This window comes from Paracoccus alkenifer (assembly GCF_900108405.1).
GTDB classification, from domain to species: Bacteria; Pseudomonadota; Alphaproteobacteria; order Rhodobacterales; family Rhodobacteraceae; genus Paracoccus; species Paracoccus alkenifer.
Genome location: NZ_FNXG01000001.1, coordinates 509,057 through 532,075, shown reverse-complemented (window position 1 = coordinate 532,075; position 23,019 = coordinate 509,057). Strand labels below are relative to the sequence as shown.

Here is a 23,019-nt window from a genome sequence, read left to right as displayed (position 1 = left end):
GACGAGAGGCTCAACATGAAAAATATCCCCCTTATCGCCAGCGCATCGGTGCTGGCCCTTGCCATCGGCGCCCCCGCCTTTGCGCAGACCGAATTCTCGACCGGTGCCAACATCACCGGCGTGAGCAGCCTTGAGGACCGTATTGAAGACGTCGAAGACGCGGTGCGCGACGATTTCGAGCGTTCGCAGGATGCGCGCCGTTTCGGTCCGGCGGATCGCCGCTCGGGCACCTTCGGTTCGATCGCGCTGACCTATGCCGGGCGCAGCGGCAACTATGAGAACCAGGACTTCTCGCTGGCCGGCCGCCTGTCGCATAACGAAGGCCCGTTCCAGCAGACGGTCGGTCTGTTGCTGGAATACGGCGAGGACAACGACGGCGACACCGACACCAAGCGCACCTCGGTGCTCTATGACGGCAACTATTACTTCAACGATCAGCTCTATGCGTTCATTCTGGGCCGTGCTGCCGTTGACGGGCTGGCTGATGACGGGCTGGACGACGGCTCTGTGACTGGCGACGATCTTCTGGATCGTGACGGCCGTCTGAAGCGCGATGCGTTCCTCGGCTTTGGTCCGGGCTACCGGATCATCAACAACGACACCACCGCGTGGCGTGTCCAGGCCGGTGTCGGCGTCCGCTATACGCATACCGTGCGGGCTCCTACCGTCGATCCGACTGAGGCTTATGTCGAATCGGATACCTCCGTCGGCTACATCGCCTCGTCGCGCTTCTATCACAAGTTCAACGACCAGTTCTTCCTGACCAACGACACCGACTATCTGACGTCGGACGCCAATGACGTGGCGTGGAACGAGCTGGGCCTGAACTTCAAGATGAGCGACGCGCTGTCCACCCGCGTGTCCTACAAGACCGAATACGTGTCGGACCGTGCGATCCGCACCGACAATACGCTGGGCGTGTCGCTGGTCTACGGCTTCTGATCGTTCCCTCGTCAGAAGTCTCTCGGGAAGGGGCGGTCCTTGCGGCCGCCCTTTCTTTTGCGCAGGCCGAAAACCACAAGGCCGCCCCGAAACGGGCGGCCTTGCCGCATGATGGGATCAGGTGGCGGGAACCGCAGCAACCGTGCCGACGCAGGTTTCCCCGAAAGCCTGGATGTCCAGGTGGGAGCCGGGTAACAGGACCAGGGCCCTGACAGAGCCAGCCCCCTCGGAAGAGTTATAGGCCAGTGGAAAAAAAGGCCGTCACGAGAAGAGCAGAAGCCCGCCTGCGCCCTAGGTAGTGACGTGGGGCGGGCGCCGCAAGGGGCGGGGAACGTTGCAGGGTGTTTCCGTTTCGTTCATGGTGGCGGCATGGTGATCGCGATCAGTCCGACCGACCCGGCCCGGCCGCAGCCGGGGCAGTTGCTGGCGCGCGGCGTCTCGCGGATGCTGCTGGCGTTGGGTCATGCGCCGCTGTGCGAATTCGTGCCGGCGCGGGGGCTGCGCGTCGATGTGGTGTCGGTGGCCCCCGGCGGCGAGATCTGGATCGTCGAGTGCAAGAGCTGCCGCGAGGATTTCATCGCGGATCGCAAATGGCAGGGCTACCTGGAGTGGTGCGACCGGTTCTTCTGGGCGGTGGACGGCGATTTCCCGCGCGAGATCCTGCCCGACGGCAGTGGGCTGATTCTGGCCGATCCCTACGGCGCCGAGTTGCAGCTGATGGCGCCGCTGGCCCGGCTGGCGGCGGCACGGCGCGCGCGGGTGCTGCGCGACGTGGCGCGCGCGGCGGCGGTCAGGCTGCTGCGGCTTGGCGATCCGGGGGCCGAGATGCGGGGTTGAGGCGGCAGGGGGCGCTGCCCCCGCCGTCTGCGACGGCTCCCCCGGGATATTTGGGGCAAGATGAAGGCAGGCTCAGCGGCGGGCGGGGCCTTTGGGGCGGGGGGATTTCGGCTGCGGAGCCTGGCCGATTTCGCGCGCGGCCTCGGCGGCGGCCATCAATTCCTCGGCGATCTCGACGGCCTCGTCGGGGTCGAAGTCGAGCGGCAGTTCGACGCCCTCGCCCTCGACATAGATGCGCACCATGCCAAGTTCGGTCGGGCCGATCTGAAGATTGGCGGCGATCTCGCTTTGCTTGTTGATCCCCATGGCAATCGTCCTTTGCGCAGTCTGCCCCAGCGGTCTAGCCGACCGGGGCAGGGGCGGCAAGACGGGCTTGCATCCCTGTCGACAAGGGTTTATCTGAAGCGCCTGTGCCGCCTTAGCTCAGTTGGTTAGAGCGCTGGATTGTGGATCCAGAGGTCCCCCGTTCAAGCCGGGGAGGCGGTACCATCCCCGAATTTTTCCCGCCGCGCCGCCTATGTTTCGGCGATCTCTTGCAGCCAGTCCGAGAACAGGTCCAGCGAGCGTTGCGCCCGCGTCTGTGCCGGGCGGATCAGCGCATAGGACGAGCCGCCGGCCAGCACCTGCGGGCAGGGCTGGCGCAGCGTGCCCTGGGCCAGCGCCTCGGCCGCAAAGATGTCGGGCAGCAGCGCCACCCCCATGCCGGCGCGGGCGGCGGCGATCACCATGCCGAAATGCTGGAACCGCGGGCCGCGCAGCTGGCCGAAGGGTGCGACCCCGGCGGCGGCGAGCCAGTCGCTCCATAATTCGGGGCGGGTGGATTGCTGGATCAGCGGCCAGTTCAGCAGCTCGGCGGGCGTCATCGGCGCATCCCCGATCAGCGCGGGCGAGGCCACCACGATCAGGTTTTCGGGGCAGATCGGCAGCACCCTGCTGCCCGGCCGCGCCATTTCCACCCGCTGCAACGCCGCGTCAAAGGGCGAATCGTCGAAATCGACCGGGGCCAGCGCCTCGGCCAGGTCGATGCCGATGCCCGGGTGGCGGCGCGAGAACCCGGCCAGCCGCGGGATCAGCCAGCTGGTGGCAAAGGTCGGCAGCACCGCCAGCCGCAGCACGTCCTCGCCCCCGCCAAAGGCCATCACCATCCGCGCCGATGATTCGATCCGGTCAAGGATGTCGCGCGCGTCGCGCACCAGCGCGCGGCCGGCGTCCGACAGCACCAGCCGCTGGCGTTCGCGGTGAAACAGCCGCACGCCCAGCCGTTCCTCGAGCGTGCGGATCGAGCGGCTGACCGCGCCCTGCGTCAGGCTCAGCGCCTCGGCCGCGGCCGATACGGTGCCCAGATCGGCGCTGTAAAGCAGGGCGCGCAGTTCCTGCACCGTCGGCGTGTAAGAGGGGCGGGTCTGGCGGATCATCAGGAAAACTCATGAACTGGACAGGAAACCTCGATATCCTTGCCTGCGCAGCTTCGCTAGACCCAACGCAACAGATGGAGAGGAAATCATGCCCGCACTCAAGCCCAAGGACGCGCCCGACCTGAACCGCTTTGACTGGGAGGATCCGTTCCGCCTGAACGACCAGCTGTCCGAGGACGAGCGGATGATGCGCGACAGCGCCCGCGCCTATGCGCAGGAAAAGCTGCAACCGCGGGTGATCGCCGCCTATCGCGACGAGACGACGGACCCCGAGATTTTCCGCGAGATGGGCCAGATGGGCCTGCTGGGCGTGACCGTCCCCGAGGAATACGGCGGGCTGGGCGCGTCCTATGTCAGCTACGGGCTGGTCGCGCGCGAGGTCGAGCGGGTCGATTCGGGCTATCGCTCGATGATGTCGGTGCAGTCGTCGCTGGTGATGTATCCGATCTATGCCTACGGGTCCGAAGAACAGCGGCAGAAATACCTGCCCAAGCTGGCCTCGGGTGAGTTCATCGGTTGTTTCGGCCTGACCGAACCGGACGCCGGTTCCGACCCCGGCGGCATGAAGACCACCGCGAAAAAGACCGCCGGCGGCTATCTGCTGAACGGCACCAAGATGTGGATTTCCAACAGCCCGATCGCGGATGTGTTCGTGGTCTGGGCGAAATCCGAGGCGCACGGCGGCAAGATCCGCGGCTTTGTGCTGGACAAGGGGACAAAGGGCCTGTCCGCCCCCAAAATCGAGGGCAAGCTGTCCCTGCGCGCCTCGATCACCGGCGAGATCGTCATGCAGGATGTCGAGGTGGGCGAGGACGCGCTGCTGCCCAACGTCGAGGGGCTCAAGGGGCCGTTCGGCTGTCTCAACCGCGCCCGCTACGGGATCAGCTGGGGCGTGCTGGGCGCGGCCGAGTTCTGTTTCCACGCCGCGCGGCAATACGGGCTTGACCGCCACCAGTTCAAGCGTCCGCTGGCCAACACCCAGCTTTACCAGCTGAAACTGGCCGATATGATGACCGAAATCACCCTGGGGTTGCAGGCCAGCCTGCAAGTCGGGCGGCTGATGGATGCGGCGCAGGCCGCGCCGGAAATGATTTCCATCGTCAAGCGCAACAATTGCGGCAAGGCGCTGGATATCGCCCGCATCGCCCGCGACATGCACGGCGGCAACGGCATCTCCGAGGAATTCCAGGTCATGCGCCACGCGCAGAACCTTGAAACCGTGAACACCTATGAAGGCACCCACGACGTGCACGCGCTGATCCTGGGCCGCGCCATCACCGGGTTGCAGGCCTTCGCGTGAGCGATCAGCCAGATACGGGTGCGCCGCTGAAAGGGCTGCGGGTGGTCGAACTCGCCCGCATCCTTGCCGGCCCGTGGATCGGCCAGACGCTGGCCGATCTGGGCGCCGAGGTGATCAAGGTCGAGGCGCCCGAGGGCGACGACACCCGCAGCTGGGGCCCCCCTTTCCTTGACCGGCCGCGGCCGGACGGCGGCACGGAACGGGTGGCGGCGTATTTCCACGCGGCCAACCGCGGCAAGACCTCGATCACCTGCGACTTCAAGGACGCGGGCGATCTGGCGCGGCTGAAGGAACTGATCGCCACCGCCGATGTGGTGGTCGAAAACTTCAAGGTCGGCGGGCTGCGGCGTTTCGGGCTGGATTACGACAGCCTGTCGGCGCTGAACCCGCGGCTGATCTATGCCTCGGTCACCGGCTTCGGGCAGGACGGGCCGCGCGCCACCCAGCCGGGCTATGATTTCCTGATCCAGGGCATGTGCGGGATCATGGACCTGACCGGCGAACCGGACGGAGAGCCGCAGAAGGTCGGCGTGGCCTGGATCGACATCTTCACCGGGCTTTACGGGGTGATCGGGATTCAGGCGGCGCTGGCGGAACGGGAACGCTCGGGGCGCGGGCAGCAGGTGGACCTGTCGCTGCTGGACGTTGGCGTTGCGGTGCTGGCCAATCAGGCGATGAACCACCTGATCGGCGGCACGGTGCCGAAACGGCTGGGCAATGCGCATCCGAATATCGTGCCCTATCAGGTGTTTCCGGCCCACGACGGGCATCTGATCATCGCCTGCGGCAACGACCGGCAGTTTGCCGGGCTGTGCCGGGCGCTGGGGCTGGGGCCGCTGGGCGACGATCCGGCCTATGCGACCAATCCGGCGCGGGTGGAAAACCGCGCGACGCTGTGTGCGCTGATCTCGGACGCCACCGCGGCCCGGACGCGCGCAGAAACCATCGCCGCGCTGGAATCCGAGGGCGTGCCCGCCGGGCCGATCAACAGCGTCGCCGACGCGCTGGCCGAGCCGCAGGTGATCGCCCGCGACCTGCGCATCGCCCCCGAGGGCATCCCGGGGCTGCGCACCCCCATCCGGTTTTCCCGCAGCGACCTGGTGCTGGACCGCGCCGCGCCGATGCTGCCGGAAAAGGGCTGAACAGCATGGCCGGCGGCGCTGCTGCCCGGTCCGACACCCCGCATCCTCCCCTGCGGGGTGTCCTTGTTTTCGGGTGGCCTCTTGCTTTCATCAGCGACGGACTGGCTGAACCGCGGCAGTCCGGATATGTTGCACCCGCAAGCCGCCGACCACGAAAGCAGGTGCATGAGCGACCAGAGCCGACCGATCCTTGAACTCGACCGCGTGTCGCGCCGTTTCGGTGACCGATATGCGGTGCGAGAGGTGTCGCTGGACATCAGGCGGGGCGAGGTGGTCTGTCTGGTCGGCCCCTCGGGCTGCGGAAAATCGACGCTGCTGCGGCTGATTGCGGGGGTCGATGTGCCCGACAGCGGCCGCATCCTGCTGGACGGGCAGGAAATCGCCGGCCCCTCGCGTTTCGTCGAGCCCGAGGATCGCCGCGTCGGCTTCATGTTTCAGGATTACGCGCTGTTTCCGCATCTGACCGTGCGCGACAACATCCTGTTCGGCCTGCGCCACCTGCCGAAACCGCGGGCCGGGGCGCAGGCCGACAGCATCATCCGCCGTATCGGTATCGGGGAACTGGCCGCGCGCCATCCCCATGAGCTGTCGGGCGGCGAACAGCAGCGGGTGGCGCTGGCCCGGGCCCTCGCGCCGCAGCCGCTGGTGCTGCTGATGGACGAGCCGTTTTCCAACCTCGACCGGCGGCTGCGCGAACATGTGCGCATGGAATCGCTGGCCACGCTGCGCGACGCGGACGCCACCGCCGTCATCGTGACCCACGACCCCGAAGAGGCGATGTCGATCGGCGACCGGGTGGTGCTGATGCGCGCGGGGCAGGTGGTGCAGATCGGCACCGGCTACAGTCTGTATGACCGCCCCGGCTCGATCTATGCGGCGCGGTTCCTGGGGCCGTGCAACCAGATTCCCGCCCGTATCCGCGGCGGCTGCGCGGAAACCGTGCTGGGCGCGTTCCCCGCGCCCGGTTTTGCCGAAGGTGCGCCGGCGGTGGTCTGCATCCGCCCCAAGGCGCTGTTTCCGGTCGCCATTTGCGACGAACGCCGCGGCGCCGATCTGCGGGGCACCTTGGTCCAGCGCAGTTTTCTGGGCGAGGTCGAGCAACTGACCCTGCGGGTCGAGGGGCTGGACGCACCTTTGCGGCTGCGCACCTCGCAGCGGCTGGACACGCTGCCGGGCGAGATCGTCCGCTTTGGCGTCGATGCCGGGCAGGCCATCGTCCTGCCCCCCGAAAAAGAACCCGCTGCCGTGGCCATGGCCTGAACGCACCGGGTTACCCTCTGCGACAGCGTGGATACTTGATTGAAACCATAGGTCATGCCATGCAGGCGAAGATGCCGGGCAGTCGCCCGGTGGGACAGCCGAAAGGATCCGCCGATGTTTTCCCGCTTTCCGCTGCGCGTGGCCCTGATGGGCGGTGCGGTGGCCATTTCGGCCGCCGCCACCGGCTCGGCCCTGCTGGCAGATGAGGTCAATATCTACACCACCCGAGAGCCGGGGCTGATCCAGCCTCTGCTGGACGCCTATACGGAAAAGACCGGGGTGCGGGTGAACACCGTGTTCCTCAAGGACGGGATGCCCGAACGGGTGGCCTCCGAGGGGCAAAGCTCGCCCGCCGACCTGCTGATGACGGTCGATGCCGGCAATCTGGCCGATCTGGTCGAAAAAGGTCTGACCCAGCCGGTCGAATCCGCCGCGCTGGCCGAGGCGGTGCCCGAAAACCTGCGCGACGCAGACGGCAACTGGTTCGCGCTGTCGATGCGCGCGCGTGTGCTTTACGCGGCCAAGGATCTGGGGCTGGAAAGCTTTGAATACGCCAATCTGGCCGACCCCGAATACAAGGGCCGGATCTGCCTGCGTTCCGGCCAGCACCCCTACAACACCGCGCTGTTTGCTGCCTATGACGTGCATCACGGGGCGGAGGCGACCGAGGAATGGCTGTCCGGGATCAAGGCCAATCTGGCCCGCAAGGCCGCCGGCGGCGACCGCGAGGTCGCCAAGGACATCCTGGGCGGCATCTGCGACATCGGCATCGCCAATTCCTACTATGTCGGGCTGATGCGTTCCGGCCGCGGCGGCGACGAGCAGAAGGAATGGGCCGACGCGATCAACGTGATCCTGCCGACCTTTGAAAACGGCGGCACCCACGTCAACATCAGCGGCGCGGCGGTGGCCAAACACGCGCCGAACCGCGATCAGGCGGTGGCGCTGCTGGAATATCTGGTCTCGGACGAGGCGCAAGAGCTGTATGCCAAGGCCAATTTTGAATACCCGGTCAAGGCCGGCGTCGCCGTCGACCCGATCATCGCCGAGTTCGGCGAGCTGAAGATCGACCCGACCCCGATCATCGAGATCGTGGCCAAGCGCAAGGAAGCCAGCGAGCTGGCCGAAAAGGTCGGCATCGACAACTGAACCGCGAAAGGGGCCGGGGGGCTGCGCGGTGGCGCGGCCCCTGGGCCGGTTGCACCCCATGGCCGTCTCTGCCGATCCCGTCGAGCTTGCCCGCCCGGCCGCCCCCGACCGCGCAGCCGCCCCCGTCCGTGCAGCCGGCGTGACGGTGACGCGTTCGCGCTCGGGGCGGCTGTGGGTGGTGGCGCTGGCGCTGGTGGCCGCGCTGGTGGCGGTGCCGGTGCTGGCGCTGCTGTGGCAGGCCGCCCGCGGCTCGCAGGGGCTGTGGTCGCATATGCTGGCGCATGTGCTGCCGCAGGCGGTCAGCCAGACCGCGATCCTGCTGGCCGGGGTGGGGGTGCTGGTGACGGTAATCGGCACCTCGACCGCGTGGCTGGTCACCGCCTATGATTTTCCGGGCCGCCGCTGGCTGGAGTGGCTGCTGCTGCTGCCGCTGGCGGTGCCCACCTATATCATCGCCTATGCCTATCTGGATATCCTGCATCCGCTGGGTCCGGTGCAGACCGCGATCAGGGCGCTGCTGGGTTTCGACAGCCCGCGCGATTTCCGCCTGCCCGACATCCGCTCCATGACCGGGGGGATCCTGCTGCTGGGGCTGGTGCTTTATCCTTACGTCTACCTGACCACCCGTGCGATGTTCGTCACGCAAGCCGCCAATCTGGTCGAGGTCTCGCGCAGTTTCGGCGTCACGCGGCGCGGGGTGTTCCTGCGGGTGGCGCTGCCGCTCGCACGTCCGGCCATCGCGGTGGGGGTGTCGCTGGCCCTGATGGAGGCGCTGAACGACATCGGCGCGACCGAGTTTCTGGGCATCCGCACGCTGACCAATTCGATCTATACCACCTGGGTCACGCGGTCCGACCTGCCGGGGGCGGCGCAGATCGCGCTGGTGATGCTGGCGGTGGTGGTGGCGCTGGTGGTGCTGGAGCGCTGGGCGCGACGCAGCCAGCGTTACTGGACCAACGCGCAGCGCGCCCGCCCGCTGGCCCGCCACCGGCTGGGCCGGGTCGCAGGGCTTGCCGCGCTGGGGCTGGCGCTGGTGCCGGTGCTGCTGGGGTTCGTGTTCCCGGCGCTGCATCTGTCCATCGTGGCGTTCCGGCGGGTGCAGGTGTCGGGCATATCGTCGCGGCTGGCGGGCGAGGCGCTGAACACCGTGATTCTCGCCGGCTCGGTCACGGCTGTCGTGGTGGCGGCGGGGCTGCTGGTGGCCTTTGTCACCCGCGCCTTTCAGTCGCGCACCACCGCAGCGCTGGGGCGCATCGCCGCCATCGGCTATGCGATGCCGGGCACGGTGGTGGCGATCGGCATCCTGATCCCCATCGCGGCGCTGGATCGCAGCATCGACGCCGCCGCGCGCGAATGGTTCGGGGTTTCGACCGGGCTGTTGCTGATCGGATCGGGGGCGGCGCTGTCCTATGCGTATTTCGTGCGCTTCCTGACCATCGGCTCGGGCGGGGTGGAATCGGGGCTGGCGCGGTTGCCGCGATCCTACGACCATGCCGCGCGCTGCCTGGGCCGTGGCAGCTGCGGCACGCTGTGCCATGTGCATCTGCCGCTGTGCCGCGCGGCGCTGGCCTCGGCCGCGCTGCTGGTGTTCGTGGACTGCATGAAGGAACTGCCGGCCACGCTGCTGCTGCGGCCGCTGAATTTTGAAACCCTCGCCACCCATCTGTATGGCGAGGCCGCCCGCGGCACCTACGAAGAGGGCGCCATCGCCGCACTGCTGATCGTGGCGGTGGGGACGCTGCCCGCGATGCTGCTGGCCCGGATCGGCGGCAAGCCGAACTGAGCGCGGCCCGGCCCGCTGCCGTGACCAAAGTCATTCAAATCCGCCTGTCGCCCTGCTAGGCTTGCCCCGCGCCTTCCCATCCACTGCCCGCGCGGCACAGACAGGCACGGCCATTGACGCAGAAACACCTGGGGGTCGCTCGCGATCCCATGGCGCTGCTGACCGGCGCCACCCTGATCGGAATGGCGCTGGCGGCGCTGGACGCATTCGTGCTGCATGGCCCGTGGGGCCCGGGGGGGCTGGCACTGGTCTATCTGGCGGGGGGCGTGCCGACGGCCTGGCGGGCCTTGCGCGAATTGTGGCGCGACCGGGTGCTGGACATCGACCTGCTGATGATCGTGGCGGCGCTGGCGGCGGCGGCGGTTGGCGCCGCGCTGGAAGGCGCGGTGCTGCTGACGCTGTTCGACCTGTCCCACACGCTGGAACAGCGCGCCATGGGCCGCGCCCGGCGCGCGGTGCAGGCGCTGATGGCGCTACGCCCGGCCAGCGCCCTGCGCCGCGGCGCGGATGGCGCGGTGACCGAGGTGCCGGTGGGCGACCTGCGCCCCGGCGAGGTGGTGATTCTGCGCCCCGGCGCGGGTGTCCCTGCCGACGGCGTGGTGATCGAGGGCGAAGGCTCGCTGGACGAGGCCACGATCACCGGCGAATCGATGCCGGTCCACAAGGCGCCCGGCGGCAAGGTGTTCGAGGCGACGGTGAACCTCAACGGGGTGCTGGCGGTGCGGGTCGCCCGCTCGGTCGAGGACAGCACCGTGGCGCGGATGATCGAGCTGGTCACCCGGGCCCAGCACGCCCGCGCGCCCTCGGAACGCTTCAGCGACTGGTTCGGGCAGCGTTACACGGTGGCGGTGCTGGCGGGCTCGGTGCTGGCGCTGCTGGCGTTCCTGGCGCTGGGCTGGGACACGCGGGATGCGTTCTATCGCGCGGCCACGCTGCTGGTCGCGGCCAGCCCCTGCGCGGTGGTGATCTCGGTCCCGGCGGCGATCCTGTCGGGGCTGGCTGCGGCGGCGCGGGGCGGCGTGCTGTTCAAGGGCGGCGCCGCGCTGGAAATGCTGGCCGATGTCGAGACCTTCGCATTTGACAAGACCGGCACGCTGACCACCGGCAAGGCGGTGGTGACCGCGGTCGAGGCGCGGGATGACGAGCGCGAATTCCTGTCGCTGCTGGCCGGGCTTGAGGCGCAGTCCGAACACCCCATCGCCGATGCGATCCGCCGCCATGCCGCCGAGCGCGGCATTGTCCCGGCGCCGATCCGCGACGTGGTGTCGCTGGCCAGCGCCGGGATCAGCGGGGTGGACGCTAGGGGCGCGGAACTCTGGGCCGGCAACCGGCGCATGGCCCGGCAGCAAGGTGCCGACCCGGACGATAGCGCGCGCGCCGACCTGCAACATGACGGCCTGCAACATGACTTCCTGCACGAGGGCGCGCAGACGATCATCTGGCTGGGGCGCGGCACGCGGATCCTCGGCGCCGTCGCGGTGGCCGACCGTCCGCGCGAAACCTCGGCCGAGGGGCTTGCGGCCTTGCGCCGCGCGGGCGTCGGGACCATCGCCATGATGACCGGCGACCGCCGCGCGGTCGGGCTGCGGATCGGGGCCGAACTGGGCTTTGACCCCGCCGACATCCACGCCGACCTGCTGCCCGAGGACAAGGTGCGGCTGGTGGGCGAACTGGCTGCGCACGGCCGCGTCGCCTTTGTCGGCGACGGGGTGAACGACGCCGCCGCGCTGGCCCGCGCCGATGTCGGCATCGCCATGGGCGCGGCCGGCAGTGACGTGGCGCTGCAAGCGGCGGATGTGGCGTTGCTGTCGGACGACATGGGACGGCTGGCGGGTGCGCACCGGCTGGCGCGGCGCACAAGGCGGATCATCCGGCAGAACCTGGTCTTTTCGGTGGGCATGATGGTGGTGCTGGTGGCCGGCAGCCTGTTTTTCGCACTGCCGCTGCCGCTGGCGGTGCTGGGCCACGAAGGCGGCACCGTGCTGGTGGTGCTGAACGGGCTGCGGCTGCTGGCCGACCCGATCCGCTCGGACCGCACCGGCGCGCGCAAGGGCGATGCTCCGCAGCCGACTGCGCCACGGGCCGCCGCCACCCCCGGCTCGGCCGCCGGCTGAACCGCCGCGCCCCCTCAACGCGGCCGTGTCCCGCAGCTGCGGCCGCAGTGGATATTTATGGCAAGATGAAAGCCGGCATGGACGTTTTCATCTTGCCGCAAATATCCTCGGGGGGAATCGCCGTCAGGCGATGGGGGGCGGACAGCCCCCCTTTTGCCGCAGCAGCTGTCCCGCGCGCTTGCATTCCGGCGCCTTGGGCGCCAAGTCTTTCTGCGACATGAAAGACGCATACAGCCTGATCCTCGCAGCCATCGACGACGGCACCTATCGCCCCGGCGACCGGCTGGTGGAATCCGAACTCGCCGAGCGTTTCGGCGTCAGCCGCACCCCCGTGCGCGAGGCGCTGCAACGGCTGGAAACCCAGTCGATGCTGACCCGCGACGGGCGCAGCCTGATCGTGGCGACGCTGGACCACAACCAGCTGGCCGAGCTTTACACCGTGCGCACCGAGCTCGAGGCGCTGGCGGCCAAGCTGGCCGCCCGCCACGCCACCCGCGAAGAGGTGCTGGTGCTGGGCCGCATGGTGGACGACGACCACGCCATCGTCGATGATCCGCAGGCGCTCAGCCGTGCCAACCGACGCTTTCACCACCAGATCCATCTGGCCTCGCACAACCGCTATCTGGTCCAGCAGCTCGACATCGTGCATCGCACCATGGCGCTGATGGCGCGCACCTCGCTTGCGGCCGAGGGCAGGGGGCACAGGTCGCTGGCCGAGCACCGGGAAATCGTCGAGGCCATCGCCTCGGGCGATGCGGCGGCGGCGGAATCGGCGCTGCGCAACCATATCTCGACCGCCTATCAGACCAGGCTGCTGGAATCGGCGCGGGTCTGGGCCAGCACCATCGAACAGGGCCCGCGGTGAGCCTGCGGCTGATCGAGGCCGATGCGGATGTGGCCGAGGGCGCCGCGCATCTGGCCCGTATCTGCCCGGTCTGGGCGCGGGTGCTGCCCGGGCTGGGGCCGCTGGAACTGCGCCGGCGCCCGGACGGTTTCGCGGCGATCGTCAATGCGATCACCTCGCAGCAGCTTTCCACCAGTGCCGCGCGCACCATCTTTGGCCGGCTGACCCAGGCCGGGCTGGACCGCCCCGAAACCGTGCTGGCCGCCGAGGACGAGACGCTGCGGCTTTGCGGCCTGTCCGGCCCCAAGCGGCGCTATCTGCGGGCGGTGGCCGAGGCGGGCATCGACTTTGACGCGCTGCGCGAGCGGCCCGACGAACAGGTGATCGCCACGCTGACCGCGCTGCCCGGGATCGGGCGCTGGACCGCCGAGATGTATCTGATCTTTGCGCTGGGCCGGGCCGATGTGTTCGCCCCCGCCGATCTTGCCCTGCAAGAGGCCGCGCGGCTGATGTATGACCTGCCCGAACGCCCCCGCCCCAAGGCGCTGGCCGCGCAGGCCGAGGCATGGGCGCCCTGGCGTTCGGTTGCGGCGCGGGGCCTGTGGGCCTATTACCGCGAAGCCAAGGGACGCGAGGGGGTGACATGACGCGAGAGTTGCAATCCGGACGCCGCGGGCCTGCACAGGCGGATTCGGTGGTGGTGTTCCTGCACGGCTATGGCGCCGACGGGGTCGACCTGCTGGGGCTGGCCGATCCGCTGGCGCCCCATCTGCCGCGGACCGCGTTCTATTCCCCCGACGCGCCCGAACGCTGCCGCAACAACCCCATGGGATTCCAGTGGTTTCCGATCCCCTGGCTGGACGGCTCGACCGAGGACGAAGCCCGCGCCTCGATGGCCCATGCCATCGACGACCTGAACGGGTTCCTCGATTCCGTGCTGGCGCGCGAAGGGCTGGCCGCCGATCGCATGGTGGTGGTCGGATTTTCGCAGGGCACGATGATGGCGCTGCATGTGCTGCCGCGCCGCGATCAGGCGGTGGCGGGGATCGTCGGGTTTTCCGGGCGGCTGCTCGCTCCCGAGCTGCTGGCCGAGGCCAGGCAGCACCCGCCGGTGCTGCTGCTGCACGGCGATCAGGACCAGATGGTCCCCTTTGCCGACATGGGCCTGGCCGAGCGCGCGCTGAGCGGCGCGGGGTTCGAGGTCGCGACCCACATCATGCGCGGCACCGGCCACGGGATTTCCCCCGACGGGCTAGGCGCGGCGCTGTCCTTTATCCGCGCGCGGCTGGGGACCGGCTGACCAGTCACGGGTTTTCACCCCGCATGACGGCCGCGCGAAACCTTGCGCGCGGCCGCTGTTGACGCTTGCCAGCGGCTTTCACGGGCATATAGTCGGCGCAGGTTCCTTGATGCGGAAAGGCGGGGGGACAGATCGCGGATGCTCGACAACAGGCAGGTGGACACGGATTTCCGCACCCAGTTCGTGCGCGACCCCGCTGCATTGCGCCGCAACCCCGCCCTGATCCTGAACGCCGACCACCGCCCGCTGAGCTATTACCCGCTGTCGCTGTGGCCGTGGCAGGAAACCGTCAAGGCGGTGGTGCTGGACCGGGTCGCGATCCTTGCCGAATATGACGAGGTGGTGCGCAGCCAGCACGCGGCGATCCGCATCCCCTCGGTCGTGGTGCTGCGCGATTACGTCAAGCCGCGCAAACACGTAGCCTTTACCCGTTTCAACCTGTTCCTGCGCGACGAATTCCGCTGCCAGTATTGCGGCGCACGCGGAGAACTGACCTTTGACCATGTGGTGCCGCGGTCGCGGGGCGGCGTGACCAGCTGGGAAAACGTGGTCGCTGCCTGTTCGCCCTGCAACCTGCGCAAGGCCAGCAAGAGCCTGCGTGCCTCGGGGCTGCGGCTCAAGCGCCCGCCGCGCCGGCCGGGAACCGAGGAAATGCACAGGATCGGCCGGCGCTTTCCGCCCAATCACCTGCATGTCAGCTGGATGGATTACCTCTACTGGGATGCCGAGCTGGAAGGCTGAGCCTGTGCGCCCGGTCTTTCGGGTTCCTATGCCTCGGGCCTGTGCCCCGGACCGTTGCCCGCCCGCGCCGACAGATGCGCAACCAGCGCCGCAATCACCGTCACCAGCGCGAATACCTGCAACGGCACCCCCAGCGCGATCGCCAGCGCCAGGGTCAGCGCGGCGGCCAGCATCACGGCCAGGACCAGCAGCAGGAAATGGGGCAGGGGCATGGGTTCCCTCCTTCTCTGCCCTCAATATGGGACCGGCGTCGCCGGTTGAAAAGCGGCGATTGCAGATTCGGTGAACGCGATGCTTGCAATTGTTCCTGAATTGTTCCATTTCTGGCAGAATGCTGCCACCGCGCGATCCCGATGAAATCCTCAAGGCGCGCGGTGCGGCCCACCGCCCGGCCGGGCGATTCGAGCCCTATCAGGCGGTGCGCGAATCCGACGGCTGGGACAGCGCGCCCGACGAACATCTGCTGCGCACGGAAATCTCGCTTGAGACCCCGCGCCGGATCATCAGCCGCAACCAGTCGCCGGACGTGCCCTTTGACCGCTCGGTGAACCCGTATCGGGGCTGCGAACATGGCTGCATCTATTGTTTCGCGCGCCCCAGTCACGCCTATCTGGGGCTGTCACCGGGGCTGGACTTTGAAACCCGCATCACCGCCAAGCCCGATGCCGCGCGGCTGCTGGCGGCGGAAATCGCCCGGCCGGGATATGCGGTGGCGCCCATCGCCTTTGGCACCAACACCGACCCCTATCAGCCGGCCGAATCGCGGCTGGGCATCATGCGGCAATGCCTGCGGGTGCTGCATGACTGGAACCACCCGGTCAGCCTGGTGACGCGCGGGCGTCTGGTGCTGCGCGATCTCGACTTGATCGGGGCGATGGCGGCGCGGGGGCAGATCTTCGTCGGCGTGTCGCTGACCACGCTGGACCCCGCGCTTGCCCGGCAGATGGAACCCCGCGCCCCGGCCCCCGCCACGCGGCTGGCGATGATCGGGGCGCTGGCCGGGGCCGGGGTCCGGGTGCGGGTGATGCTGGCCCCGATCATCCCCGGGCTGACCGACCACGAAATCGAATCGCTGCTGGCGGCGGCGCGCAAAGCCGGCGCCGCCAGCGCCAGCATGATCCCGATCCGCCTGCCGCTTGAGGTCGCGGCGCTGTTTCGAGACTGGCTGGACCGCCACCACCCCGGCCGCGCCGCCCATGTGATGTCGCGCATCCACGCGATCCGCGGCGGCCGCGACAACGACCCGCGCTTTGGCCAGCGGATGCGCGGCGAGGGGGTTGAGGCTGACCTGATGCACCAGCGTTTCCGCATCGCCCGCAAGAGGCTGGGCTATGACCGCACCGCACCGCCGCTTGATTGCAGCCGTTTCGCCCCGCCGCCACGGCCGGGCGATCAGCTTGCGCTGTTCTAGGTGCGGGTGCAGGATGGGGCCATGACCACGATCTGGCACAACCCCAATTGCAGCACCTCGCGCCGCGTCCTGCAAACCCTGCGCGACGCCGGCGAAACCCCCGAGGTGATCGACTACCGGCAGACCCCGCCCGACCGCGAGACGATCCGCCAGTGGATCACCGACGCCGGGCTGACCATCCGCCAGGCCCTGCGCCGGCGCAACACGCCCTATGACGATCTGGGGCTGGACGATCCCGCACTGACCGACGCCCAGCTGCTAGACGCGGTCGAGGCGCACCCGATCCTGCTGGAGCGTCCCTTCGTGCGCACCGCGCAAGGCACGCGCCTGTGCCGCCCCGAGGAAAGGTTGCAGGAAATCCTGCCGCCCCGCGACTGAGCCTGTCTTTGGTGTAAAAATATCCCGGGGGAGTCCCGGCACGGGACGGGGGCAGCGCCCCCGCCTTACGCCGAATTACCGCGCCGCCGGGATCATCCCCATGATCTCGCGCGCCTCGGCGACGATCGGGGCGGCGATGGCATCGGCGCGATGCGCACCCGCGCGCAGGATGCGGTCGATCTCGGCCGGGTCGGCCATCAGCTCGTTCATCCGCCGGGTGATCGGTGCCAGCACCGACACCGCAAGATCCGCCAGCGCCGGCTTGAAGGCGCCAAAACCCTGCCCCTCGAACCGGGCCAGCACCGAATCCGCGCTCTCGTCCGACAGCGCCGCAAAGATATTGACCAGATTGCGGGCCTCGGGGCGGTCCTTCAGCCCCTCCATGGTGCCGGGCAGCGGGTCGGCATCGGTGCGCGCCTTGCGGATTTTCTGGGCGATGGTGTCGGCGTCATCGGTCAGGTTGATGCGGCTGGCGTCCGAGGGGTCGGATTTCGACATTTTTTTCGTGCCGTCGCGCAGGGACATGACGCGCGTCGCGGCGCCCTCGATCACCGGTTCGGGCATCGGAAAGAAGTCGACGCCGTAGTCGTGGTTGAACTTGGCGGCGATGTCGCGGGTCAGCTCGATATGCTGCTTCTGGTCGTCACCCACCGGCACATGGGTGGCGTGATAGGCCAGAATGTCGGCGGCCATCAGCGCCGGATAGGCGTAAAGCCCAAGGCTCGCAGCCTCGGCGTTCTTGCCGGCCTTGTCCTTGAACTGGGTCATCCGGTTCATCCAGCCCAGCCGCGCGACGCAGGACAACAGCCACGCTAGCTCGGCGTGCGCAGGGACGTGGCTTTGCACGAACAGCACCGATTGCGCCGGGTCGATGCCTGCGGCCATAAAGGCGGCGGCAGCCTCGCGCGTCTGCTGGCGCAGGCGCTCGGGCTCTTGCCAGACGGTGATCGCGTGCAGGTCGACCAGGCAATAGACCGTCTCGATCTCGCCCTGTTTCTCGGCAAAGCGGCGCAGCGCGCCCAGATAGTTGCCAAGCGTCAGCCCGCCCGACGGCTGGATGCCCGAAAAGATGCGCATAGGGTGAACGCGTGCCATGGAACTGCCTGCTGGAAAACCGGATGCGAAGGGATTACCCCTTGCCCCCGACAGGCGCAACCGCGCCGCGGGAATGGAGCAACCGACACATATGCGCGCCGGATCACCCGAAAGCCCCTTCAACAGCCTGCCCGCGGTGCTGTGGATGCTGGCCCTGCCGATCATCGCGACCGAGGCGTATTTCGGCCTCGGCCGGCTGGGTTTCCTGGCCGGAGGCAGCAATGCCGGCCGCGCCGCCCGTCAGATCCTGGTCGAGCAGACGGCCTTTGCCCCCGAGTTCCTGCTGCGTGCCTGGGACCGCGGCTCGGTCGCCGGGGCACAGCTGCACAGGCTGATCACATTTCCCTTTGTCCATTACTCGGCCACCCACGCGCTGTTCGTGGTGGTGTTCCTGCTGGCGCTTGGCAACATGGTGGCGCGGTCGATGCGGCCCTGGGCGGCGGTGGTGCTGTTCGCGGCCTCGGCCATCGGGGGGGCGGCGATCTATTCGCTGGCGGCGGGGCTGCTGCCGCAGCTGCGTTTTGATCCGCTGGTCGGGGGGTATGCGCCGGTCTACGGGTTGCTCGGCGCCTTTACCTTTCTGCTGTGGACGCGGCTGGGGCAGGAAAACGCCAACCAGATGCGCGCCTTTACCCTGATCGGGATGCTGCTGCTATTCCAGCTGGTGTTCGGAGTGGTCTTTGGCAGCGCCAGCAGAAACTGGATCGCCGAGATCGCGGGTTTCGGAATCGGCTTTGCCCTGTCCTTCGTGCTGGTCCCGGGCGGGCTTTCCCGCGTCCGGAACCGGGTGCGGCAGCGCTGACGGCAGCGCCGGACCGGGGCGCTGCCCCGGACCCCGGGGTATTTTCACCAGAAAGAAGACGCCGCAGCCGCTACGGTTTTCATCTTGCTGCAAATATCCTCCGGGGGTCCGGGGGTGGAAAACCCCCGGTGCGGCGCTACCTTTAGCGCCTGCGCCGCGTATAAGCTCGCAGTTCGGCCAGGCTGATCGCGCCGGTGGCGAAGCTCAGCGCGAAATAGATCGCGGCACCGCCAAAGACGAGGATGGCAAGACCGGCCACGTCGCCTTCGCCATCCGCGGCGAGGCGGGCGCGCAGGAACCACAGCGCCGCCGCCATCAGCGCCGAGGACAGCAGGATGCGCGGCACCGTCCGGCGCAGCCGCGCGTCAAAGCGCGCGGACTGTCCCATTCCGCGCGTCCCCCACCACAGCTGTGTCACCATCACCCAGGCGGCCAGCGTGGTTCCAAGTGCAGCGGCAAGGAAGCCCACCACGCCCATCAGCCCGAAGGCCGCGGCCGCATTCACCACCATCGAGTTCACTGCATAGCGAAACGGGGTTCTGGTATCTTCGCGCGCGAAATACAGCGGTTGCAGGATCTTTTGCAGCACAAAGGCCGGCAGCCCCAGCGCATAGACCACCAGCGCCTGCGCGGTCATCGCGGTGTCATGGGCATCAAACGCGCCGCGCTGGAACAGCGTCGCCACCATCGGCACCGCGATCACCGCAATGGCAAAGGCGGCGGGCAGGGTCAGGAACATTCCGAACTCGGTCGCGCGCGACAGCGCCGACTGGCCGCCAGATTCGTCGCCCGCGCGCAGGCGGCGGGCAAGTTCCGGCAGCAGCACCACCGCCACAGCCGCGCCGACCACCCCCAGCGGCAGCTGGTAAAGCCGGTCGGAATAGTTCAGCCAGCCGATCGCGCCCTCGAAGAACGATCCCACCTGCCGCCCGACCAGCAGGTTTATCTGCACCACGCCGCCGGCAAAGATCGCGGGCAGCGCGATGGTCAGCAGCCGCTTCATGTCCGGGGTCAGACGGGGCCGGTGCGGGACCAGCCGCCAGCCGTTGCGCGCCGCGTCCCACCAGACCAGCGCCAGCTGGGCCACCCCGGTGATCGGCGTGGCCCAGGCCAGCGTCAGCCCCAGATCCCAGCCGAGCACCCGCCCCAGCACCAGCCCGGCGATGAACAGCAGGTTCAGCAGCACCGGCGCCGCCGCCGCCGCGGTGAACCGCCCGTTCGCGTTCAGCACCCCCGAGATCATCGAGGCCAGCGAGATCAGCAGGATATAGGGGAATGTGATGCGCCCGTATTCCACCGCCAGGTCGAAGCGTTCATCCGCCGCGAACCCCGCCGCCATCAGCCACACCAGCCCCGGCATGGCGATCATCGCCACGGCTGAAAACACCGCCACCACGAAGGCCAGCCCCGAAAACGCGTCCTGCGCGAATTTCTGCGGATCCTCGCCGCCTTCGAGCTTGCGCGAGAACATCGGGACAAAGGCGGTGTTAAAGGCACCCTCGGCGAAAAACCGGCGGAACATGTTGGGCAGGGACAGGGCGACGAAAAACGCCTCGACCACCGGGCCGGTGCCCAGCCACGCCGCCATCAGGATGTCGCGCACGAAGCCCGAGACCCGCGACAGGAACGTCCACAGCCCGACGGAGACGAACCCCCGCACCAACCCGCCCCGCTGTCTTCCCTGCATCGCTCAGGCCCCCGCTCGTTCCGAGCCTTCGCGTATCGCCTCGCGCAGCCTGCGTTCAAGGGCCTCGCGCCGCGCGGGCGACAGAAGTTTCGCGCCGTCGGCATCCTTGACATAGAACGCATCGACCACCTGCGCGCCAAAGGTGGCGATCACGGCGCTGACGATCTGGACCTGTTCCTCGGCCAGGGTGCGGGTCAGATCGTAAAGCAGGCCGGGGCGGTCGCGGCTGTCCACCTCGATGATGGTGTGGCTGTCCGAGCCTTCGTTGTCGAAGGTGACATGAGTCGGAAAGCGAAAGCCGCGGTCGCGTTTCTTGACCCGGTCGCGGTCGGCCAGCGCCGCCTGCGCCACCGCGCGGCCGGCCAGCGTGCGGTCGATCATCCGGCGCAGCTGCGGCATCCGTTCGGCGGAATAGGGGCGGCCTTCGGCGTCCTGCACCCAGAATACCGCCGTCGCGTAGCCGTCGCGGGTGGTATAGGTGCGCGCGTCCACCACATTGGCCCCGGCCAGCGCCAGCGCCCCGGCCAGCCGCGAAAACAGCCCCGGCTGGTCGGCCACGACAAAGGCCGCCCGCGTCGCGTCGCGTCGCAGGTCGGGGTCCAGATCCATGCGGATTTCCCCCGCGCCGATCCCGCGCAACAGCCGGGCAAAGACCTGATGGGTGTCGCCCGGCAGCCCCTGCCAATAGCCGTCGTCGTGGCGGGCGGTCTCGGCGTCGATCTCGGGCGTGTCCCAGCCCTGCGCGGTCAGCAGCAGGCACAGCCCGTGGCGCGCCTCGTCGGCCTGCTGTTCGCGGTTGACCTCTTCCAGCCCGTTTTCCAGCGCCTCGGCGGTCAGCCGGTGCAGGTTGCGCAGCAGCTCGGCTTTCCAGTTGTTCCAGGTGGTGGGGCCGACGCCGCGGATGTCGCAGACCGTCAGCACGGTCAGCAGGTCCAGCCGCTGGCGCGAGCGCACCGCCTTGGCGAAATCGCCCAGCGTGCGCGGGTCGGAGATGTCGCGTTTCTGCGCCACGTCCGACATCAGCAGGTGGTTGCGGACCAGCCATTCCACCAGCTCGACCCGCGCGGTTTCCAGCCCCAGCCGCTGGCAGACCCGCCGCGCGATACGGGCCCCGATGATCGAGTGATCCTCGGGGCGGCCCTTGCCGATGTCGTGCAGCAGCGTGGCCAGATAGATCACCGTGCGGTCGATGCGGCCCTCGGCCATGATGCCGGACACGATGGGCAGGTTTTCGACCAGCTCGCCCCGCTCGATCTGCGACAGCGCGGCCACGCATTGGATCAGATGTTCGTCCACCGTGTAATGGTGATAGACGTTGAACTGCATCATCGCGACGATGCGTTCGAATTCGGGGATATAGGCGCCCAGCACCCCCAGCTCGTTCATGCGGCGCAGCGCGCGTTCCGGGTTGCCGTGGTCCAGCAGCAGTCCCAGAAAGATGCGCGCGGCCTCGGGCGAATTGCGCATGGTGTCGTCGATGCGGCGCAGGTTGTGGGTGACCTGCCGCATTGCCTCGGGGTGGATCAGGATGCCGGTGCGCAGCGCCTCGTGGAACAGGCGCAGGATGTTCAGCGGGTCGGCGAAATAGCGGTCGGGATCGGCGATGGCCAGCCGCCCGGTTTCCACCCGCAGCCCTGCGGCCACCCGCGGCCGGCGCAGCCGTTCCAGAAACGAGGCCCGATACAGGTGGCGCTGTTCCAGCCCGGTCAGGAACACGCGGGTCAGCTCGCCCACGCGGGTGGCGTGGCGGAAATAGCTCTGCATGAAGATTTCCACCCCGCGCCGTCCGCCGGTGTCGTGGTAGCCCATGCGCTCGGCCACTTCGAGCTGCATGTCGAAGCTGAGCTTTTCCACCGCGCGGCCGGCGACCAGATGCATGTGGCAGCGCACAGCCCACAGGAAATCCTCGGCCGCCCAAAAGGTGGTATGCTCGGCGCGGGTGAAATGGCCAAGGTCGACCAGCTCGATGGCGCGGTCGACCTGGTGGATGTATTTCGCGATCCAGTAAAGGGTCTGGAGATCGCGCAAGCCCCCCTTGCCCTCTTTCACGTTGGGTTCCAGCACATAGCGGCGGCCGCCCTGGCGGCGGTGGCGTTCGGCCCGTTCGGTCAGCTTGGCCTCGATGAATTCGGGGATGGTGCGGGCGAACAGCTCGGGCCACAGCCGGTCGCGCAGTGACTGCGCCAGCACCGCGTCGCCGCAGATCAGCCGGTGTTCCAGCAGGCTGGTGCGGATGGTGAAGTCCTGTTCCGCCAGCCGCAGGCAGTCGTTCAGGCTGCGGGTAGCGTGGCCGATTTTCAGCCGCAGATCCCACAGCATGTAGAGCATGGATTCCACGACGCTTTCGATCCAGCCGCTGGGTTTCCACGGCAGCAGGAACAGCAGGTCGATGTCGGAATGTGGCGCCATCTCGCCCCGGCCATAGCCGCCGGTGGCGATCACCGCGATGCGTTCGCCCTCGGTCGGGGACAGGTTGGGGTGCAGGTGGGTGGTGGCGACGTGGTGGATGGCGCGGATGGTGGCGTCGGTCAGATCGGCGATGGCGCGCACGGTCTCGCGCCCCTTGCGCGGGTGCGAGGCAAGCCCGGCGATGATGTCCTCCATCGCCTCGGCGCGCAGGGTGGACAGGATCGCGACGCTGCGGGCGCGTATGTCGCGCGGGTCGGCCAGCCCCGCCAGCGCGGCGTCCAGCACGGCGATGGCGTGGTCGGGGTCGAACAGGGGATGCGCCCCGGGCAGGGCCGGGGCGCTTTGGATCGGCGGGGCGGCGGGGGTTTCCCCGCCCTGCGCCCCGGTCGGGGGCCGCGGTTGCGGCAAGG

At 68.5% G+C, this 23,019-nt stretch carries 21 protein-coding genes and 1 tRNA gene; 16 read left to right on the top strand and 6 right to left on the bottom strand.

The window, feature by feature from the left end; genetic code table 11:
* Positions 1–15 precede the first annotated feature (15 nt).
* Positions 16–942: a DUF481 domain-containing protein gene (locus BLW83_RS02525; RefSeq protein WP_090845204.1), complete on the top strand. Its 927-nt coding sequence runs from the start codon at positions 16–18 to the stop codon at positions 940–942.
* Between the two features lie 369 nt (positions 943–1,311).
* Positions 1,312–1,779: an MmcB family DNA repair protein gene (locus BLW83_RS02520; protein WP_090845202.1), complete on the top strand. Its 468-nt coding sequence runs from the start codon at positions 1,312–1,314 to the stop codon at positions 1,777–1,779.
* A 72-nt stretch (positions 1,780–1,851) separates the two neighbouring features.
* Here BLW83_RS02520 and BLW83_RS02515 read toward each other — a convergent pair whose 3' ends face one another.
* A complete protein-coding gene (locus tag BLW83_RS02515) occupies positions 1,852–2,085 on the bottom strand; it encodes a DUF6324 family protein (RefSeq protein WP_090845201.1) in 234 nt (77 codons plus the stop codon).
* Between the two features lie 106 nt (positions 2,086–2,191).
* On the opposite strand from BLW83_RS02515, the gene BLW83_RS02510 reads away from it, so the two are divergent.
* A tRNA-His gene (locus BLW83_RS02510) sits at positions 2,192–2,268 on the top strand.
* 26 nt (positions 2,269–2,294) lie between these two features.
* Here BLW83_RS02510 and BLW83_RS02505 read toward each other — a convergent pair.
* A complete protein-coding gene (locus BLW83_RS02505) occupies positions 2,295–3,194 on the bottom strand; it encodes a LysR family transcriptional regulator (protein WP_090845199.1) in 900 nt (299 codons plus the stop codon).
* Positions 3,195–3,282: 88 nt separating this feature from the next.
* Here BLW83_RS02505 and BLW83_RS02500 point away from each other — a divergent pair, with 88 nt between their 5' ends.
* The 10 genes from BLW83_RS02500 (at position 3,283) to BLW83_RS02455 (ending at position 14,827) form a co-directional block, all read left to right on the top strand.
* Positions 3,283–4,494 (top strand): acyl-CoA dehydrogenase, encoded by a 1,212-nt coding sequence (locus BLW83_RS02500; protein WP_090845197.1) that lies wholly within the window; start codon positions 3,283–3,285, stop codon positions 4,492–4,494.
* Positions 4,491–5,636 (top strand): CaiB/BaiF CoA transferase family protein, encoded by a 1,146-nt coding sequence (locus BLW83_RS02495; RefSeq protein ID WP_090845195.1) that lies wholly within the window; start codon positions 4,491–4,493, stop codon positions 5,634–5,636. The genes BLW83_RS02500 and BLW83_RS02495 overlap by 4 nt, the downstream gene beginning before the upstream one ends.
* Positions 5,637–5,801: 165 nt before the next feature.
* Positions 5,802–6,896, top strand: a complete 1,095-nt coding sequence (locus tag BLW83_RS02490) for an ABC transporter ATP-binding protein (protein ID WP_090845193.1) — start codon at positions 5,802–5,804, stop codon at positions 6,894–6,896.
* Positions 6,897–7,010: 114 nt separating this feature from the next.
* Positions 7,011–8,045, top strand: a complete 1,035-nt coding sequence (locus BLW83_RS02485; protein ID WP_342707486.1) for an extracellular solute-binding protein — start codon at positions 7,011–7,013, stop codon at positions 8,043–8,045.
* Between the two features lie 58 nt (positions 8,046–8,103).
* Complete coding sequence (locus BLW83_RS02480) at positions 8,104–9,828, top strand: ABC transporter permease (RefSeq protein WP_090845890.1); 1,725 nt, start codon at positions 8,104–8,106, stop codon at positions 9,826–9,828.
* Between the two features lie 149 nt (positions 9,829–9,977).
* Complete coding sequence (locus BLW83_RS02475) at positions 9,978–11,942, top strand: heavy metal translocating P-type ATPase (RefSeq protein WP_090845191.1); 1,965 nt, start codon at positions 9,978–9,980, stop codon at positions 11,940–11,942.
* Positions 11,943–12,159: 217 nt separating this feature from the next.
* Positions 12,160–12,807, top strand: coding sequence for a GntR family transcriptional regulator (locus BLW83_RS02470; protein ID WP_090845888.1), 648 nt, complete (start codon positions 12,160–12,162; stop codon positions 12,805–12,807).
* On the top strand, positions 12,804–13,433 hold the full coding sequence (locus BLW83_RS02465; protein WP_177172462.1) for a DNA-3-methyladenine glycosylase family protein: 630 nt from the start codon (positions 12,804–12,806) through the stop codon (positions 13,431–13,433). Before BLW83_RS02470 ends, BLW83_RS02465 begins: the two co-directional genes overlap by 4 nt.
* Positions 13,430–14,086, top strand: a complete 657-nt coding sequence (locus BLW83_RS02460; protein WP_090845189.1) for an alpha/beta hydrolase — start codon at positions 13,430–13,432, stop codon at positions 14,084–14,086. Before BLW83_RS02465 ends, BLW83_RS02460 begins: the two co-directional genes overlap by 4 nt.
* Before the next feature lie 156 nt (positions 14,087–14,242).
* Positions 14,243–14,827 (top strand): HNH endonuclease, encoded by a 585-nt coding sequence (locus tag BLW83_RS02455; RefSeq protein WP_090845884.1) that lies wholly within the window; start codon positions 14,243–14,245, stop codon positions 14,825–14,827.
* A 26-nt stretch (positions 14,828–14,853) separates the two neighbouring features.
* On the opposite strand, the gene BLW83_RS02450 is transcribed toward BLW83_RS02455, so the two are convergent.
* Complete coding sequence (locus BLW83_RS02450; protein ID WP_090845187.1) at positions 14,854–15,039, bottom strand: hypothetical protein; 186 nt, start codon at positions 15,037–15,039, stop codon at positions 14,854–14,856.
* Positions 15,040–15,158: 119 nt separating this feature from the next.
* Between BLW83_RS02450 and BLW83_RS02445 the strand changes: the two genes are divergently transcribed.
* Both BLW83_RS02445 and arsC read left to right on the top strand, forming a co-directional pair.
* The gene (locus BLW83_RS02445; RefSeq protein ID WP_090845185.1) at positions 15,159–16,238 is read left to right on the top strand and encodes a PA0069 family radical SAM protein; all 1,080 of its coding nucleotides are present in this window, start codon (positions 15,159–15,161) and stop codon (positions 16,236–16,238) included.
* Between the two features lie 21 nt (positions 16,239–16,259).
* Positions 16,260–16,616 carry an arsenate reductase (glutaredoxin) gene (arsC, locus tag BLW83_RS02440; RefSeq protein ID WP_090845183.1) on the top strand — a complete coding sequence of 119 codons (357 nt, stop codon included), beginning with the start codon at positions 16,260–16,262 and terminating at the stop codon, positions 16,614–16,616.
* 75 nt (positions 16,617–16,691) lie between these two features.
* Here arsC and trpS read toward each other — a convergent pair whose 3' ends face one another.
* The gene (gene trpS, locus BLW83_RS02435) at positions 16,692–17,711 is read right to left on the bottom strand and encodes a tryptophan--tRNA ligase (RefSeq protein WP_090845181.1); all 1,020 of its coding nucleotides are present in this window, start codon (positions 17,709–17,711) and stop codon (positions 16,692–16,694) included.
* A gap of 73 nt (positions 17,712–17,784) precedes the next feature.
* On the opposite strand from trpS, the gene BLW83_RS02430 reads away from it, so the two are divergent.
* The gene (locus BLW83_RS02430) at positions 17,785–18,513 is read left to right on the top strand and encodes a rhomboid family intramembrane serine protease (RefSeq protein WP_245728589.1); all 729 of its coding nucleotides are present in this window, start codon (positions 17,785–17,787) and stop codon (positions 18,511–18,513) included.
* Positions 18,514–18,655: 142 nt separating this feature from the next.
* Here BLW83_RS02430 and murJ read toward each other — a convergent pair whose 3' ends face one another.
* Together murJ and BLW83_RS02420 are read right to left on the bottom strand one after the other, a co-directional pair.
* Complete coding sequence (gene murJ / locus BLW83_RS02425; protein ID WP_090845177.1) at positions 18,656–20,200, bottom strand: murein biosynthesis integral membrane protein MurJ; 1,545 nt, start codon at positions 20,198–20,200, stop codon at positions 18,656–18,658.
* A 3-nt stretch (positions 20,201–20,203) separates the two neighbouring features.
* A complete protein-coding gene (locus BLW83_RS02420) occupies positions 20,204–23,017 on the bottom strand; it encodes a [protein-PII] uridylyltransferase (RefSeq protein WP_090845175.1) in 2,814 nt (937 codons plus the stop codon).
* Positions 23,018–23,019 lie beyond the last annotated feature (2 nt).